This is a genomic window from Kineothrix sp. MB12-C1, assembly GCF_030863805.1.
Lineage (GTDB): Bacteria > Bacillota > Clostridia > Lachnospirales > Lachnospiraceae > Kineothrix.
Genome location: NZ_CP132957.1, coordinates 3,764,012 through 3,780,556 on the forward strand (window position 1 = coordinate 3,764,012; position 16,545 = coordinate 3,780,556).

Sequence of the window (16,545 nt, forward strand, 5' to 3'; positions counted from 1 at the left end):
ATTTTTGCCCCACACTTATAAAAATATATAGTTATATTGTTTTTAAAAAATATAATAGATGGAAAATCCCAATTTATAGAGGTGTCTCATATGAAAAGAAGCAGATTATCATACGATGAATGGAAATGTATTTTATCAAAGGAGCAAAAAATAGAGTTATTTAACAATAATATTATAGAAGGATATATCAGCTTAATTGATATTGAAGAGGTTTCAGAACCTCAGATTTGGAAATTTAATGGGAAAGATATTATTGTTTGCCAAGGTGGGTGTAAATGGCTGAGTATATTGCCAAGTAAGGAGAATTACTGCATTACAGCAATGATGAATGAGAAAAAGGAAGTTCTGGTCTGGTATATTGATATGATTGCAACAAAGGGAGTAGATAAGGACGGCATTCCTTATTTTGATGATTTGTATTTAGATTTGATAGTATATCCTGACGGAACAGTTATCGAAGATGATAGGGAGGAATTAGATGCTTCCCTAAATCAAGGAAAGATTACAATAGAGTTATTTGAATTAGCAAATGGTACTTGTCAAAAGTTAAAGACAGGGATACTTGCAAATATAGATTATCTTAAAGAATATACTAATGAGTGTATGAGGGTATTAAATGATAGTAATACGGGTTTGAATTTACAAATAAAATAAAGGATGGAAAGAGGTAAGGCAAATAACATTTCATGTATCACCAAAAGAAATATCGTATCTAATTGATTTGGCGATACAAGCAATAGACTCTTATCAGATTGAGTATGAAATTCCATTTGAGATAGGGAATGAATTATATATGATAGGGAGTGGTGATGCTAAAATAACATAACTTGGCAGAGACAAACGCTATTTGGCGGATTTAATTGCGGGAACGCAAGTACGGCAAATCTGAAATTAGGAGAATATTTGGAGGGTTAAAATGAAAAAAGAATTTAGTCAGTGTCCCAGAGTAATTGATGAATCAGAGTTATATGGATTTTCATGGATTGAACATGTCGCTGCAATACCGTCTCCGCTCATTGTGGTAACGAGTTATAAAGATAACGGAAAGCCTAATGCTACCATGCAATCATGGTCCACATTTGTAAGCGAAGAAGGATTTTACTGCATATTTGGAAGTGTGAATAAAGATGGTCATATGTATTCCTCCATAGCGAAAAATAAGCAACTGGTCATAAACTTTCCGTCAAGGGATATATACGGCAAATGCTATAAAACTATTGAGAATAACGGGTACGATGAGGATGAAATAACCTCATCGGGATTAACGGCCGAAAAAGCAAGTACAGTAAACGCTCCAAGAATTAAAGAATGTTTTTTGAATTTGGAATGTGAATATCTTTGGGAAAAAGAAATTGTTCCCAATGCACAGCATGTAGTTATGTGTGTAAAGATTGTAAATGTCTGTATGGACGAAGAACACTATAACTCAGAAGAAAAAGGGAGGTACGGAGAAACAGGATATTTGTATAATATCCATTCTCCAATAAATCCGGAAACAGGAAGAGAAGATGAAACATATATTGGGATGATTCAAAAATTAGCAGCCTATGATGAACTGTAAATAAGAACCGAAAAGGAATGGATAAAAATGAAGGCCGTTAAGGGCAATATAAATCGGAATTTGCAGAGGGAGTAGTAATGAATGACGAAATTCAGAATTATATAGTGAAGTATTGTGATGATATACAGAATCTGTTTACTAAATTAAGAAAACTTATTATACAAAGTGTCCCTTGTGAGATTGAAGAGAAAATGTGGGCAAAATTGCCGAGTTACTATTTAGGGGATAAATTTATTCGAATTATCCCGTTTAAAGATCATATCAACATTGAAGCGAAGGCAATTATGGAACATAATGAGCAATTAAAGCAATTTAAGATAACACCCAAGGGCATGCTACAGATTTATCCTAATCAGGATATACCGGAGAATGCTCTAAACTCAATTTTTAGTAAAACATTGATAGAATAACTGACTGCACTTTGGGGCAGTTTGCATCTTTTTTGATTTCGATTTATGATGCATACAAGTTATATTTTAGTCCTGTTGGTAACAACATATTAGAAAGTGAAGAGAATTTTATGTTAGAAATGCTACTTGCGAGGAGAAGTTGCCGGAAATTTGAAGACAAGGCCATGGAAGAGGAGAAAAAGGAAAAGCTTCTGCAGGCAGCACAGCCGGTGCGGTAAATGTTATAATAAAACTAATTTTATGAAAATGGAGGGCAAACCATGCCATATATTGCAATCAATACCTCGAAAACACTGTCCGATACGCAGAAGGAGGCGCTCAGGACCGCGCTGGGCGAGAAAATAACGGTCATACCCGGAAAGGGCGAAAGTAAGTTAATGATCGACATTTCCGACGGTCACACCATGTATTTCGCAGGCGAAAAACGCGAGCTTGCCTATGTGGACGTCAAGTGCTACGGTGCGACCGAATTCGCAAACAAAAAGGCGTTCACCGAAGCAGCGTTCGAGGCCGTGCAGCAAACGACCGGCCTGCCACAGGACGGTATCTATCTTACCTACAGCGAGTTTGAAAACTGGGGAACGCTGGGTTCGATGAAGTAAAAAGTCGTCTACTTTGTAAGTGAATTAAAGGGATTCAGTAAGCAGATAAATGAATACGGAAGTTATTTGTTTTTAATTGAACAAACTATAATTTGTGAGGAATAAACAAAATGTCTATTGAAAGAGTAAAAAGTTATTTTAAACAATATGGTATAGAAGATAGAATATTGGAATTCGCTGTTTCCAGTGAAACAGTTGAATTGGCGGCACTGGCTGTCGGATGCGAACCTAAACAAATTACAAAGACAATGTCTTTTCTTATTGATGGCAGACCTATATTAGTTGCAACAGCGGGTGATGCCAAAATTTCCAATCCCAAATATAAAGAGAAATTTCACACAAAAGCGAAGATGATTTCGTTCGAACAAGTGGAATTACTTATTGGACATGATGTAGGTGGTGTGTGTCCATTTGCAATTAATGAGGGAGTAGATGTATATCTTGATATTTCACTGAAAAGATTTGAAACTGTATTTCCGGCAGCTGGAAGTGGAAATAGTGCAATTGAGCTTACTGTTGAGGAATTAGAAAAACACTCTCATGCAAAAGAATGGATTGATGTTTGTAAAGATTGGGAGTAGCTTACTAATTAAGAATTTATAAAAGGACGAAACAATGGAAGAATATATTATAGAAACGGGACAGCTAATACTAAGAGAATTAACTAAGAACGATTTTTAAAATTATGTAGTGAGGTATTGTGATGATATACATAATCTGTTTACTAGATTAAGAAAACTTATTATTCAAAGTGTTCCTTGTGAGATTGAAAAGAAGATATGGGCAAAATTGCCGAGTTATTATTTGAGGGATAAATTTATTCGAATTATTCCGTTTAAAGATTATATGAACATTGAAGCGAAGGCAATTATGGACCATATTGATAGAATAACTTGTGGTATAAAGTTTGTAATATATACTGTTTGCAAGTAATTTATTTTTGATAGTTATTTATTATTTACGCATATAAATACCAATTTGACGAGGTATGTAAAATGTTGAGACTAAGACCATATAAGGCTTGTGATGCACAAGTTATTGTTTCATGGATAAAAGATGAGGTTACATTTCGTAAATGGTGTGCGGATAGATTTGAAAAATATCCGATTACAGAAGAGGATATGAATGCACGGTATAACTCATTGGCATATACAGATAATTTCTTTCAAATGACTGCATTTGATATTTTGAAAGCTAAAAAGATAACCCTTGGTGTATTTGAAAATAATGAGCCAGCATATTATTGTTATAAATCTGTTGGATTTCAAGATATACAATTAGAACAAGTAAAAATTTATCACGTTTTAAATGAAGACTGGATTTGCAGAGAGCTTGAATTAAATAAATAATTGATTATTTGGAAAGTTAAACTTAAAGTTAATCGAAGGTAGATAAAAATATGATAGGAAAATATGAAGTAGTTACATTGTGTGGTAGTACACGTTTCAAGGATGATTTTATAAATGTACAGAAGGAATTGACCTTAAAAGGGTGTATTGTTATATCAGTAGGATTATTTGGACATTCCGGGGATGTTATAACGTATGAACAAAAACTTATACTTGATGATATGCATAAAAGAAAAATTGATATGGCAGATACTGTTTTTGTAATTAACAGAGATGGATATATCGGAGAAAGCACAGAATCCGAAATTGAATATGCTGAAAGTCTTGGTAAGAGTATTGCCTATTTGGAAAGTTGTGGTAGAGACGAGGGTGATGAGGATGCAATCATAGGTCACATAAACTGAAATTTTCAGATCTAATAAATTTGAATTTATATGAATGGAAGGATATTAGCGATGCGTATAGACGATGAAAAAGTAATTATAAAAGGAAGAGAAGTTCTCTTTCGAAATGCTACGGAAGAAGATGCACAGCTACTATTGGATTATCTTAAGGTGACGTGTGGAGAGACGAGATATCTTGTGAAGGAGCCCCATGAGATAACCATGACACTTGAAGAGGAAAAAGAATTTATAAATAATACTAACGATTCGGGCAATGGTATTCTGCTATTAGGTTTTCTCGATGGCAGGCATGTTGGGAACTGTTCCTTAATGGGATATGGGTCGAGTAGATATAAACATCGTGTGAGTATGGGAATTGCACTTTATCAGGAATATACAGGTATGGGAATCGCACGGGTCATGGTGGAAAAGTTAATTGCTATAGCTCGGGAAAAAGGTTTTGAGCAAATTGAACTTGAGGTGGTCTCGGATAATGTGAGAGCTATTAATCTGTATAAGTCTATGCAGTTTGAGATTCATGGGACATTTCCTAATAACATGAAATATGAGGATGGTACCTATGCAGATGCATATTGGATGATTAAAAAGCTATAGGTATTTTCGCAGGTAAGTTTCAATAAGTTAGAATTCATCTAACAATTAAAATGTAACATATAGGGGAGCCTATGATAACGACAAAAAAGATTGGTAATAAAACCTTATTCAGATAAAGATCAAGAAGATATGATACTACTGTTAACGAATGAGGCGGTTAAGGCAACATACATAATTCCCGATTATAACACCAGAGAGGAAGCTATTTCTATGTTTAAGAAAATCCAAAAGTTTTCTTATTCAGAAGAACATTATGAATTCGGAATTTATAAGGATGATCAACTGATTGGGTGGGTGAATGACGTACATAAAGAACCATTTGTAATTGAATTAGGCTATGTCATTCATCCAAATTATCATAACAATGGATATGCAACAGAAGTGCTAAAAGCAGTTATTGAAGATATATTCTCAAAGGGATTTCATGAGATTATTACAGGCGTCTTTGTAATAAATAAGCCGAGTATCAGAGTGATGGAAAAGTGTGGAATGAAACGAATCGATCGGGAAGAGGATATCGTTTATCAAGATAAATTACAGCGTTGTATCTATTATTCCATCCAAAAAGAAATCTAATTCTCTTTGATTTTAAAAAATACGTTGCATGTGCAACAGACAGATTGTTTATTTCATGTTACTGTCTAAATATAAAAACAACAAAAGAGCATAATAAGTTTAGAAAATAAGGAGTGAATAAAAATGGAAATAACAAAAGATATGATTATTGGTGATTTAGTAAGGAATCACTCTGGAGCAGTAAATGTTTTAATGGCACATGGTATGGGTTGTGTAGGCTGCCCGTCCTCTCAGGCAGAATCCATTGAGGATGCATGTCGTGTTCACGGTATGAATATCGATTCTTTGCTTGAAGCGCTGAATAAAGCAGTATAATAAGGAGAACTACATGAGTGCATTTTTAGGAAAGATTCATTTTTGGCTATATAATAAGATTGTGCTGCACGAAAATCTAATTGACTCTATAGCGGAAGCGGCAACGGCTAAAGGGCATTCTTGTGAAAGCCTTTTGGCTGAAAGTTATGAGAAATATGGGAATCCGGTTACCGGTCCCTTGGAAGATCATATCAACCATTCGAATATCCATGGCTGGTTACAGGAAAGAATATTTAGTGTGGAGAAGAGACTTGCTTTTGTTGTAACGGAGCTTTTAAATAACGATGCGGTTACAGTGGAAGAGATTTCTGCTGTTTTCCGGAAAAACGGAGCGGAAGCTGCAAAGGAGATAGGTACTGGAGAACACAAAGCAGAAGATTTGTATACATTGATATTTGACCATATGATAGAAGGAATGCCCTGTGATCATGTGAATGAGATTGTCGAAAATACAGAGGATGCTTTTTCCTGGAAGACAGTGAGATGCCTTCATAAGGAACACTGGGATCAGGCAGATGGCGATGTGAGCAATTTTTACAATTTCAGAGATAACTGGATACAAGGATTTCTGGATGGAATGGAAACTGCTTACGGTTATGTAAGAGTAGATGGAATGAATACGATAAGAAAGGTATAAAGATATGGATGGAATCGTTTTAATGGTTGAAGAACATGTAAACATAAAGAGAATGCTTAAAGTAATAAGAAAAGCGTGCTTGGGCATTTTAAATGGTCAGGAAATCAATTATGAAGACTTTGAGCAGATGATGGATTTTGTAAAGAATTATGCAGATAATCACCATCATGGAAAAGAAGAGAAATTCTTATTTAACCGGATGGTGGATGAGATTGGTGGACCAGCAGAGAAATTAGTTAAATACGGTATGCTTATTGAGCATGATCTCGGAAGACTACACATGATGAACTTAAGAGAAGACCTTGAAAAGGTAAAAGCAGGGGATCAGGAAGCGAAGCTTGACGTGATTGCGAATGCTATCTCTTATACACATCTTTTAATAAGACATATCGATAAAGAAGATAGTGCAGTTTACACCTTTGCGCAAAGGGAGCTTTCTCAGGAAACATTGGATACGATTAATGAGGAGTGCGAAGTATTTGAGCAGGAAGAAGATGCGAAAGGTACACAGAAAAAGTATCTTCAAATTTTGGAACAGCTTGAAGAAAAATATAATTAATAAGAGAAATCCTGAGATGGATCATTTCATCTCAGGATTTCTGTTTGTTATCTATCTTCTTGCAAAATCTTCTTGTTCTGTTTCAAGTACCGATACCGCCCATAGCCGGCTAAATCTGCGACAGCCCAGCCAATAGGAATGCTCCACCAGATGCTATTGAGACCGAAATCCAGCCACACCAGAAGGTAGGAAAGACACACCCGAATGCCAAGGGAGATGATTGTGAGTACGATGGAGGTACGGAAATGCCCCAGTCCACGGTATAGAGCATAGTATAGAAAAAGGTAGCCGATCAGAATGTAAAAGGCTCCTTCGATACGTAAGTACTGTGCACCTACTATAATAGCAGCGGTATCGTCGGGCAAGAAGATGGCGATGAGCTGCGGAGCAAAAGCCCATACTGCGGCCGTAATGACAAAGCAAAAGATAGTGGTACATAGGATTGCGGAGCGGAATCCCTTCCGGATTCTTTCTTCTTTCCGGGCACCTTTATTCTGAGCCACATAGGTAGCAAAAGCATTGCCGAAGTCTTGGGCAGGCATATAACCAAAGGCATCGATACGCACACCGGCACTAAAGGCAGCCATAGCCACCACGCCGAAGGAATTGACCAGACCTTGAACTAAAAGTATACCGAAGTTCATAATGGACTGCTGGAGAGAAGTCATGATTGAATACTGAGCCACACTGCGGAACATAGCTTTTTCAAAGTGAAGATGCAGTTTCAAAAAGTCCAGTTTCTTTATGGCATAGATACATAGAGGAACGCCGGATAAGAGCTGAGCGGCAAAAGTGGAAAGAGCAGGACCTCGTACTCCCATAGGGATCCAAAGTACTAAAATAAAGTCGAAAGCCACATTGATGACTGAGGCCAGAATAAGAAAGAACAGCGGAGTTTTGGAATCACCGATAGATCGCATAATGGCAGCTCCGATATTATAGAGAGCCATAAAGGGTAATCCGGCTAAAATGATAAGCAGGTACTCTTTGGCTAAAGGCATTGCCTCTTCGGGCACCTGAAAAAGGAGTAGGAGAGGATGTAAACAGAGGGCGGACAAAAGAGAGATTGCACAGGTCATAATGAGAATAAAGATTGCGGATGTGGAAATGGCGGAGGAAAGCTTCTCATAGCAGCGTGAGCCGTAGAGAGCGGAAAAAAGTACTCCGCTTCCCATACACAAACCAATTAAAATCGAGTTGATAAAGATGATGAGAGCTGAAGATGCTCCAATAGAGGCCATGGGGGCAGTACCCAAAAAACGCCCAACGACAAAGGCATCGGACAAACCGTAAATCTGCTGGAATACATTACCTAGGAAAATGGGAAGAGAAAAAAGTAAAATTTTCTTGGATGCGTTGCCAGTGGTCATGTCGATTGTCTTCAATGTAAAATCTCCTTGTTGTATCGTTATTGTAACTATGAGGGTACCGAATAGTTAGCGTTATTTTTATAAGTGGCTCTTTCGAACGGATGGAGTGAGAAGCATGGTTGCTGCTAAACAAACAGAAAGTACACCGCCGATGAAGAAGCAAATATTGACTCCCATAAGTTCGGAAACAGTTCCTCCGAAGAGCAGGCCTAAGGGAGATGCGAAAAGGCTTACGCTATATGCAAGGGAGAGCACACGTCCCAAGTAATCTCCGGGCACATTGCTCTGGAGGATAGCCGTCCTCAGTCCATAGAAAAACGGAAGGGTCAGTCCCATGAGAATCGATAAGAGAATAAAAGGGCGCAGACCGTCGGGAGGCAATAGACCCGCCGCCATCAACCCCAGACCATATATTCCGATGGAAGCTGTGATGCCTCCTAACTTACGAATTTTATTTCCCATTAGACCTAATAAAAAGGAGCCTAGTAGTGTGCCAGAGGAAAATGCGATCTCCACCATACCCGACTCGGCTACGCCGCCGCCGAAATAAGCCATAGTAATAAGAGGATACATGGATCCGATAGGAAAATAAATAAAGGCATATACGGTGCTGATAATCATAACGGCCATAAGACCGGGCACGCGCCGGAGGACGGCAAATCCTTCCTTAGTGTCTTTCCAGATGTGGAGGGAAACTCGTTCCTCTTGGGCAGTAGCATACCGGGCTATAGGAAGAAGGATAACAATGATAATAGCTACTGCAGCCCCAACCACATCCAGAAGGATGATGGCGCTCAGATCCCATAATTTGAAGAGGAGTGCAGCGAGGGCAGGACTCAGGATTAAAGAGACCGACTCGAATCCTTGAGTAATTCCGGCACAGCGAGTTAACGCCTCCTTGGGCACCAATGTCGGTACTACAGCGTTGAAGGCGGGCGTATGGAAAGCAGCCCCCACTGAACGCAGACAGAGCATAGCGAAAATGAGCCAGATGGGAATATCTCCGGATAAGGCGACCGCTGCAAGAACCAGGGCAGCCAGGGCAATAATCAGATCGGCAAAAACCAAAATTTTCTTTCTGTCGAAGCGGTCGATAAATACTCCGGTAAAAAGCCCCAGCACCGCCCGGGGTAAATAACCGGCCAAGGTGGATAGAGTGACGATAGTTGGTGATAATGTTTTCTGTGTGAGATACCAAACGATAGATATTTGAAGAATGGAACTGGTGAGCATAGAAACAGCCTGCCCTACTCCAAGAAGAACGAATTTAGTTTTCCAGTTTTTCATAATGCCTCCTGAGCAAAGATTCAATCACTACTATAGCGAGAAACCTTTCCCCTGTCAATCCGGCCTTACGGTGTAGTTCTAGCTAAACCAAAAGGAAGTTTGCTTCAGCTATACTTGAAAAAATGTGATATAATAAGCACAAAGATTGTTTCAGTATAAAGATAAGATAATCTAATAAAAACAAGGCAATCTACAAATGAGGCAGGTATGATAATTCGAGGATATAAACCGATAGATGGCAAGATTAAAGAAAATAAAGCAATTCGGAATGGGATTATGTTGGTAAATTATAAAATGTTTAAGCATGATTAAAGGCATAGTTTTCCGCTTGGAAATACTACGCCTTTCATTCCCTGTTTTATGCTTCTGTTTTCCAAAATCCATGAAGGTTGCAGTAAGCGAAAGCAGCTTTGGGGGAATCGCCCTCTTCCAAGGTAAAACTGGCTATCGGTTCGCAGTCAGGAGTTAGGCTGACTCTCATGATACATCCTGCTATTGTTTGAAGACAGACCCAAGCTATGCTGTGTTCTTCAGACATAGGATGGAATATGCTTCCTATTTTTACGGTTACATGGTTTCCATTCGTTTCAATAACCGGAGCGTGCTTTTCAGAAGCCCCATCAGAAGTATTGGGTTCTACAATTTCGAATGGCTTTAAACTATCTGGAAGGGCAGCATTGGGTGCTCCTAAGATAACTTCTAAAATGACATTATGGGTTCTGTCCGTTAAAAATACAGGTTCATTGTTCATAGAGTCCTCCAATCATAAAATCTTCTATTAATAAGTTCGTTTTCATTCTCTATCAGATTTCCCCAATGGAGATAGAACAATTATGCCAATTTATTCCACAATGCTAGGGTAAAGTTTTTGTAGGATATTAATTGAATAAAAAGAGAACGCCTCTTTGTGTTATGATTTTAACGACTAAGAAAAAATCGGACACAAAGGAAGGTGCTCTCTATGATTAAAAGTATACAACAGTTTGAAGAAAATGGGGCAAAAAATTTAACAGGAGTTCTGGAAAAGTTTTTGAAAGATCCTCAACAACAAGCAGAGTTTATCTATGGAATTACAGATAGTGTAGTACAGTTAGGACTGGACATGATTGCGGAGACTTTTGAAAGTATGGATGAAGAACTGAGAAACAGCGGATACAGAAGGAGAAACTGGGTCATAAGCAGACGAGATGAAACATCCCTGATTACCAGCCTTGGAACTGTGAGATATTGCAAGACACTGTTTAAGAACAAGAAGACTGGAGCCTGTGAATATCTGCTAGATCGGATCATGGGATTAGAAAGCCATGTAAGGATGACAGAAGATGCACAGGCGCAGATGCTTGAGGAAGCGGTCGACAGTAGCTATCGCAAAGGAGGAATCAGAGCCAGTCTTTCCGAAAAAGTCAGCAAACAGACAGTAAAAAATAAGATACATGATCTGAAATTTCATACAAAACCAGAAAAAATAGAGAATAAAAAACAGGTTTCCTATCTTTATATTGATGCAGATGAAGATCATGTGTCATTGCAGTATCTCGAGAAAAAGGGAGATATCACGAAACCTCGAAGCAACACCAGTATGCCTAAAATAGCCTATGTATATGAAGGTGCGGAATCAGAAGCGCCTAAAAGCGAAAGGTTTAAGCTGATCAATCCGAAGTACTTTGGGGGCATATATGAGGGAAGCAAAGGAGTAGAACAGTTCTGGCGAGAGATTTATGAGTATATCAGCGCCACCTATGACATGGATGCCATAAAACAGATTTATATTAATGGAGATGGTGCAGCCTGGATAAAAAGCGGACGTAAATTTATAGCCGGATCAACCTTCGTACTGGATAAATTCCATATGCAGAAATATATCACAGCAGCAACTTCGCATTTAATGGATTCGTCAGAGGATGCAAGAAGTGAACTGTATGGTGCCATACACAAGAGAGCGAAATGGATGGCATCCGAGACCTTTGAAAAAATCCTGAATATAACAGAAAACGAAGCACAAAGGAAAAAGGTAGAAAGTAGTATGGCTTATATCCTAGGGCATTGGGATGGGATCATGCAGGGTTTGAGAAATAAAGAAACACAAGTGGGATGCAGTGCAGAAGGACATGTGAGCCATATCTACGCAGACAGGATGAGTTCCAGACCATTAGGGTGGAGTAAGCATGGAGTTCACCAAATGGCAAAGCTAAGGATTTATAAAGCAAACAAAGGAAATATGTTGGAGTTGGTGAGAATGCAAAAGCAGGAGTTGCCCATAGCAGTGGGTACAGAAGAAAGAATCTATTTAAGCAGCGAGATGTTTCGATTGGAAAGCAAGCGACTGACAGAGGAACAACGCTATGTAGAAAGGATAACTCATAGCATTCCCTTTCCAGAAGTGAAAAAGATAGCTTATTTTAAAAACCACATTTGGGGATTGTAAAAAGAATAGAAAGTAGGTATATTGTGAAAAGAGGTTAAATCTAAAACACATCAAGGGGATTCTCTACCCAATTAAATCCTACAGTAAATTTACGCTATCTTCCACAATATCTTATTATATATAAAGTGATATGATATAATTGAATCTGGAAGTTGTTAGATAATGAATACGAGCAATAATAAATGGAGGTGAGAATTATTAAAAACGTTCCCAATGGTATTACCGTTATTAGGATATTTGCGTCGATCAGTATGTTGTTTATAAAACCATTTTCATCTCTGTTCTTTTTCTTTTATATCATATGCGGGATTAGTGACGTTTTAGATGGATACATCGCAAGGAAAATGAATATTTGCAGTAAATTCGGGCAAATACTGGATAGTCTTGCTGATTTGCTATTTATTGGTGTGGTATTATTAATTTGTATACCGGTTATAAATCTTCCGTTTCAGATTATTTGCTGGGTGGCGGCTATCGCTATAGTACGATTGTTTTCAATAATTCTTGGTTTTGTAAGATACAGACAGCTTGCTTTTTTACATACTTATACTAATAAAATGACAGGAATGATCCTGTTTTTCTTTCCTTTTCTCTTTTTTATTCTTGGAAAAGAGGCAGCAGCAATTATTATTTGTTCTATAGCCAGTATTTCAGCAATTGAGGAGTTGCTCATTAATTTAACTTCTAAAATGTTACATAGGGACATTGTTTCTATTTTTAGTAAATGATTATACTTTACAATTACACTAATTCTAATTTGAAGGAGGATATTTACATGAAAGTTGTAGTTATCGGCGGTTGCGGACATATAGGTTCCTATTTGGTTCCAAGGTTAATTAAGGCAGGATATGAGGTTACGAATATTACGAGAGGTCAAAGCCGTCCTTATGTTCAGGATAGAGCTTGGGACAAGGTTGAGCAAGTAATTTTAGATAGGGGAAAGGAGAAAGACTTTGCCCAAAAGGTTGCAGGAATGGATGCAGATATTGTCGTTGATTTGATTAATTTCCACATCGAAGATACAAAAGAAATGGTGGAAGTTCTAAAGGGTACAAGGCTGTCTCATTATTTGTTTTGCTCGACCATATGGACTCATGGCAGAGCGGAGGTATTATCTGCCGCCCCGAATTGTTTGAAAGCGCCATTGGATGATTACGGTCTTAATAAATATCAAAGTGAATTGTACTTAAAGGAACAATATCGCACCAATGGCTTTCCTGCGACAATTATTATGCCGGGCCAGATTTCAGGACCGGGATGGATTATTATTAATCCATATGGCAATGTGAATACGCATGTGTTCGAGAAGATTGCAAAAGGTGAGAAAATTTATCTGCCTAACTTCGGAGTGGAAACCCTACATCATGTTCATGCTGCAGATGTCGCTCAAATGTTCTTTAAAGCTATCACTCATAGGAATCAGGCATTAGGAGAGAGTTTCCATGCGGTTGCTGAGGATTCGCTCACTTTATATGGATATGCCAATGTAATATATGAATTCTTCGGTCAAGAACCACAGATTGATTTTCTGTCATGGGAAAAATGGTGTGATTACATCGGTAATAAAGAGGAAGCTGAAACTACCTATTATCATATTGCCAGAAGTGGGCATTATAGCATCGAAAATGCTAAAAGGTTGATTGATTACCAGCCGCAATACTCTACACGGGAAACGGTTGAAATCAGTATTCAAAGTTATATTGATAGAGGAATTATTACGAAAGAATAAGCTTTAATACATGGACGATCAACCAAATTATTCGGGAAGTCTCTTATGAAGAGCGCTATCAATTTTATGTGAAATATCAAGAGAGTGAAGAGAAATAAAATATTTATATAACGATAAGTTTTAAGAGGATAGACGTATGCAAAAATATATTGCACTATTACGAGGCATAAATGTCGGTGGCAAAAATAAAATATCGATGCCTGAACTAAAAACATTATTTGAAGATAATGGGTATGAAGAGGTTGTTACCTATATCAATAGCGGAAATGTTATTTTCTCCAGTTGTAATGGTGATGAGGAAGAAATTAGGAAAAGATGCGAATCAGCGATAGAGAATAAATTTAAGTTAAAGATAATCGTTACGATTATATCGGCCGATGATTTATCTGCGGCGCTGTGCAATGCACCAAGTTGGTGGGATAAAGATGCTGAGTCAAAGCACAATGCAATTTTTGTGATACCGCCCGCTACAGCAGCAGAGATAATGGAGCAGGTCGGAACTGCGAAACTTGAGTATGAACAAGTTAGTTGTTATGGACAAGTAATTTTTTGGTCTGCTCCCATTGAAACATTTTCCAGAACAAGATGGGCGAAGATCGTGGGCAAGTCTGCATATAATAGTGTGACGATAAGAAATGCCAATACTGCCAAAAAGTTATTACAACTTTTGGAGTAATGTGCTGGTTATTCTCCCTTAAAAAGGCTTTTTATGAAGTTGCAACTGCCGGTTGCGGAATTTCCAAGTGATATTGATAGTATGTAACCGGAGGTACTGCTATTATTTTTTTGAGATCTCATTCAAATATCAATTAGAAAACAGGAGGAAATATCGATGATTTTAGCAGATAAAATTCTATCGTTACGAAAGAATAATGGATGGTCACAAGAAGAGTTAGCAGAAAAGATGAATGTATCAAGACAGTCCGTATCCAAATGGGAGAGTGCCGCTGCAATACCGGATATTAACCGAATATTGGAGCTCGCTAAGCTTTTCGGGGTAACAACGGATTACTTATTAAAAGATGATCTTGAAATGACGGTGTATTCCGATACAGACGAAACAGAAGATCTTGTTCGAGTGTCGTTATCTGAGATGAATGATTTTTTAAACAATAAGGCTATCTATGGAAGATGGGTTGCAAGAGGGGTTATGTTGTGCATTCTGTCTCCGATTTTATTAATATTGTTACCCGGATTATCCCAAGCAGGTATTGCTTTAACTGAAAATGCGGCATACGGTATAGGCATTGCGATGTTGTTATTTATGATTTCCGCTGCTGTCGCAATATTTATTATAAGCGGCACTAAAATAGAACACTTCAAATATTTGGAAAATGATGACTTTGAACTGGAATACGGATTGATAGGTATTATAAAGGAAAAGCAGGCAGCATTTGGAGCGACCTATATTAGAAATATAACGATTGGAGTCATCCTTTGCATTTTGAGCACTCTTCCTCTGATTATTGCTGGTATATTTGATGCTTCGGGTATCTTCTTATTATTATTCACGGCACTATTGTTGATACTTGTCTCTGTGGGAGTGTACCTGATTATTGTCGTAGGGACGATAAAAGGAAGCTATGACCAATTACTGCGCGAAGGTGAGTATGAACCGGAAGAGCAGGAGAAAGCAAAAAGAGTATCAAAAATCGCAGGGGTCTACTGGCCGATTGCTACAGCAATTTATTTGGGATGGAGTTTTTATACGAACAACTGGGGATTCACCTGGATCGTTTGGCCCGTTGCCGGTCTGGTTTTTGCCGGAATTTCTTCCTTGTTTCATGCACTTGAGCGATAACTTAATATGTAAAATATTACTTTCGAAAGACATGATTCTCCTGCCAAAGGAAGATTATGTCTTTTCTTATAAATGATCTTTTGATAAGATAGATGTAAATAGTTTTTTACCATATAGGTCAGTTTTAATTAGAGGGGGATATTCGAGTGAATCGTAGCATCGGTATGATAAGTTCTTTTGTAAATGGCATCTCCGTCATTGGATTTGCTGTATGTATGATTTTAGGCTTTGATTTCGGAAGTTTTATTGCATGTATGTTTATTGCATTTAGTTTTGTCCCGATGATAAGCGCATTTTGTAATAAATGCGATTCGGATAGAATTGTGGCAGGATATTCAGCGATTGCGTTTTCTTGCATATATGCGGTTATTATTCTTTTAGTTTATTTCGCACAAGTAACGGCCGTCAGGTTAGATGATTTAAATGGGCAGGCGGCACAAATCATTGATTATAAGAAATTTGGCCTGTTTTTCAGTTATGACTTACTGGGATATGGAATTATGGCCTTGTCTACATTTTTTATCGGTTTAACTATTAAATCCAGAAATCGACGTGATAAATGGTTAAAATGGCTTTTGATTATACACGGTGTATTTTTTATCAGTTGTTTAGTTATACCTATGCTTGGTTTGTTTTCAACAGATATGAACGGTGCTGATTGGATAGGGGTTCTTGTTTTAGAATTTTGGTGCGTATATTTTACTCCAATCAGTATTTTGTCATTTTTACATTTTAAAAATGTTGATAGATTCGGCAGGAGACAGTGGAGTTATGGTAAAATGGTTTAGGCTGTGGGATAATCAATATTTTGGATATTTTACTATAATGGCTTTCAAAGTTTGCCCTTAATACTTTGCTCTTTAGTCTCTTTACCGCCGATATATTATGCTTTTATCGGGTTGTGGCGGGGAAATTATGTTCTTGCA

At 37.8% G+C, this 16,545-nt stretch carries 22 protein-coding genes; 19 read left to right on the forward strand and 3 right to left on the reverse strand.

The genetic code is table 11. The features are described 5' to 3' along the window. Positions 1 to 90: 90 nt before the first annotated feature. The 13 genes from RBB56_RS17300 (at position 91) to RBB56_RS17355 (ending at position 7,007) form a co-directional block, all read left to right on the forward strand. The gene (locus RBB56_RS17300; RefSeq protein WP_306720200.1) at positions 91 to 654 is read left to right on the forward strand and encodes a DUF402 domain-containing protein; all 564 of its coding nucleotides are present in this window, start codon (positions 91 to 93) and stop codon (positions 652 to 654) included. A gap of 262 nt (positions 655 to 916) precedes the next feature. After that, entirely contained in the window at positions 917 to 1,561 is a 645-nt protein-coding gene (locus tag RBB56_RS17305; protein ID WP_306720201.1) for a flavin reductase family protein, read from the forward strand. Between the two features lie 77 nt (positions 1,562 to 1,638). Then, on the forward strand, positions 1,639 to 1,971 hold the full coding sequence (locus RBB56_RS17310) for a DUF1801 domain-containing protein (protein ID WP_306720202.1): 333 nt from the start codon (positions 1,639 to 1,641) through the stop codon (positions 1,969 to 1,971). Between the two features lie 110 nt (positions 1,972 to 2,081). Continuing rightward, entirely contained in the window at positions 2,082 to 2,189 is a 108-nt protein-coding gene (locus tag RBB56_RS18635) for a nitroreductase family protein (RefSeq protein ID WP_442905411.1), read from the forward strand. A gap of 42 nt (positions 2,190 to 2,231) precedes the next feature. Continuing rightward, complete coding sequence (locus RBB56_RS17315) at positions 2,232 to 2,573, forward strand: phenylpyruvate tautomerase MIF-related protein (protein ID WP_306720203.1); 342 nt, start codon at positions 2,232 to 2,234, stop codon at positions 2,571 to 2,573. A 110-nt stretch (positions 2,574 to 2,683) separates the two neighbouring features. Continuing rightward, positions 2,684 to 3,154 (forward strand): YbaK/EbsC family protein, encoded by a 471-nt coding sequence (locus RBB56_RS17320; RefSeq protein ID WP_306720204.1) that lies wholly within the window; start codon positions 2,684 to 2,686, stop codon positions 3,152 to 3,154. Positions 3,155 to 3,568: 414 nt separating this feature from the next. Continuing rightward, positions 3,569 to 3,922, forward strand: a complete 354-nt coding sequence (locus RBB56_RS17325) for a hypothetical protein (protein ID WP_306720205.1) — start codon at positions 3,569 to 3,571, stop codon at positions 3,920 to 3,922. Positions 3,923 to 3,972: 50 nt separating this feature from the next. Beyond that, positions 3,973 to 4,326: a hypothetical protein gene (locus RBB56_RS17330; RefSeq protein WP_306720206.1), complete on the forward strand. Its 354-nt coding sequence runs from the start codon at positions 3,973 to 3,975 to the stop codon at positions 4,324 to 4,326. 51 nt (positions 4,327 to 4,377) lie between these two features. After that, a complete protein-coding gene (locus tag RBB56_RS17335) occupies positions 4,378 to 4,920 on the forward strand; it encodes a GNAT family N-acetyltransferase (RefSeq protein ID WP_306720207.1) in 543 nt (180 codons plus the stop codon). A 129-nt stretch (positions 4,921 to 5,049) separates the two neighbouring features. Next, complete coding sequence (locus RBB56_RS17340; protein WP_306720208.1) at positions 5,050 to 5,496, forward strand: GNAT family N-acetyltransferase; 447 nt, start codon at positions 5,050 to 5,052, stop codon at positions 5,494 to 5,496. A 123-nt stretch (positions 5,497 to 5,619) separates the two neighbouring features. Further along, positions 5,620 to 5,811 carry a DUF1858 domain-containing protein gene (locus tag RBB56_RS17345; protein ID WP_306720209.1) on the forward strand — a complete coding sequence of 64 codons (192 nt, stop codon included), beginning with the start codon at positions 5,620 to 5,622 and terminating at the stop codon, positions 5,809 to 5,811. A 13-nt stretch (positions 5,812 to 5,824) separates the two neighbouring features. Then, positions 5,825 to 6,448, forward strand: coding sequence for a hypothetical protein (locus tag RBB56_RS17350; RefSeq protein WP_306720210.1), 624 nt, complete (start codon positions 5,825 to 5,827; stop codon positions 6,446 to 6,448). A gap of 4 nt (positions 6,449 to 6,452) precedes the next feature. Continuing rightward, the gene (locus RBB56_RS17355) at positions 6,453 to 7,007 is read left to right on the forward strand and encodes a hemerythrin domain-containing protein (protein WP_306720211.1); all 555 of its coding nucleotides are present in this window, start codon (positions 6,453 to 6,455) and stop codon (positions 7,005 to 7,007) included. A gap of 47 nt (positions 7,008 to 7,054) precedes the next feature. Here RBB56_RS17355 and RBB56_RS17360 read toward each other — a convergent pair whose 3' ends face one another. The 3 genes from RBB56_RS17360 to RBB56_RS17370 form a co-directional block, all read right to left on the reverse strand. Beyond that, positions 7,055 to 8,392 carry an MATE family efflux transporter gene (locus RBB56_RS17360; RefSeq protein ID WP_306720212.1) on the reverse strand — a complete coding sequence of 446 codons (1,338 nt, stop codon included), beginning with the start codon at positions 8,390 to 8,392 and terminating at the stop codon, positions 7,055 to 7,057. A gap of 63 nt (positions 8,393 to 8,455) precedes the next feature. Beyond that, entirely contained in the window at positions 8,456 to 9,664 is a 1,209-nt protein-coding gene (locus RBB56_RS17365) for an MFS transporter (RefSeq protein ID WP_306720213.1), read from the reverse strand. A 358-nt stretch (positions 9,665 to 10,022) separates the two neighbouring features. Next, positions 10,023 to 10,415 carry a desulfoferrodoxin family protein gene (locus RBB56_RS17370; RefSeq protein WP_306720214.1) on the reverse strand — a complete coding sequence of 131 codons (393 nt, stop codon included), beginning with the start codon at positions 10,413 to 10,415 and terminating at the stop codon, positions 10,023 to 10,025. A gap of 210 nt (positions 10,416 to 10,625) precedes the next feature. On the opposite strand from RBB56_RS17370, the gene RBB56_RS17375 reads away from it, so the two are divergent. From RBB56_RS17375 to RBB56_RS17400, 6 genes are all read left to right on the forward strand, one after another. Then, entirely contained in the window at positions 10,626 to 12,089 is a 1,464-nt protein-coding gene (locus tag RBB56_RS17375) for an ISLre2 family transposase (protein WP_306720215.1), read from the forward strand. A gap of 182 nt (positions 12,090 to 12,271) precedes the next feature. Beyond that, positions 12,272 to 12,817, forward strand: a complete 546-nt coding sequence (locus RBB56_RS17380) for a CDP-alcohol phosphatidyltransferase family protein (RefSeq protein ID WP_306720216.1) — start codon at positions 12,272 to 12,274, stop codon at positions 12,815 to 12,817. A 47-nt stretch (positions 12,818 to 12,864) separates the two neighbouring features. Continuing rightward, positions 12,865 to 13,818, forward strand: coding sequence for an NAD-dependent epimerase/dehydratase family protein (locus RBB56_RS17385; protein ID WP_306720217.1), 954 nt, complete (start codon positions 12,865 to 12,867; stop codon positions 13,816 to 13,818). 136 nt (positions 13,819 to 13,954) lie between these two features. After that, a complete protein-coding gene (locus RBB56_RS17390) occupies positions 13,955 to 14,494 on the forward strand; it encodes a DUF1697 domain-containing protein (protein WP_306720218.1) in 540 nt (179 codons plus the stop codon). Between the two features lie 156 nt (positions 14,495 to 14,650). Then, positions 14,651 to 15,619 (forward strand): helix-turn-helix domain-containing protein, encoded by a 969-nt coding sequence (locus RBB56_RS17395; RefSeq protein ID WP_306720219.1) that lies wholly within the window; start codon positions 14,651 to 14,653, stop codon positions 15,617 to 15,619. Positions 15,620 to 15,765: 146 nt separating this feature from the next. Beyond that, positions 15,766 to 16,407 (forward strand): hypothetical protein, encoded by a 642-nt coding sequence (locus RBB56_RS17400; protein WP_306720220.1) that lies wholly within the window; start codon positions 15,766 to 15,768, stop codon positions 16,405 to 16,407. Positions 16,408 to 16,545: the final 138 nt, after the last annotated feature.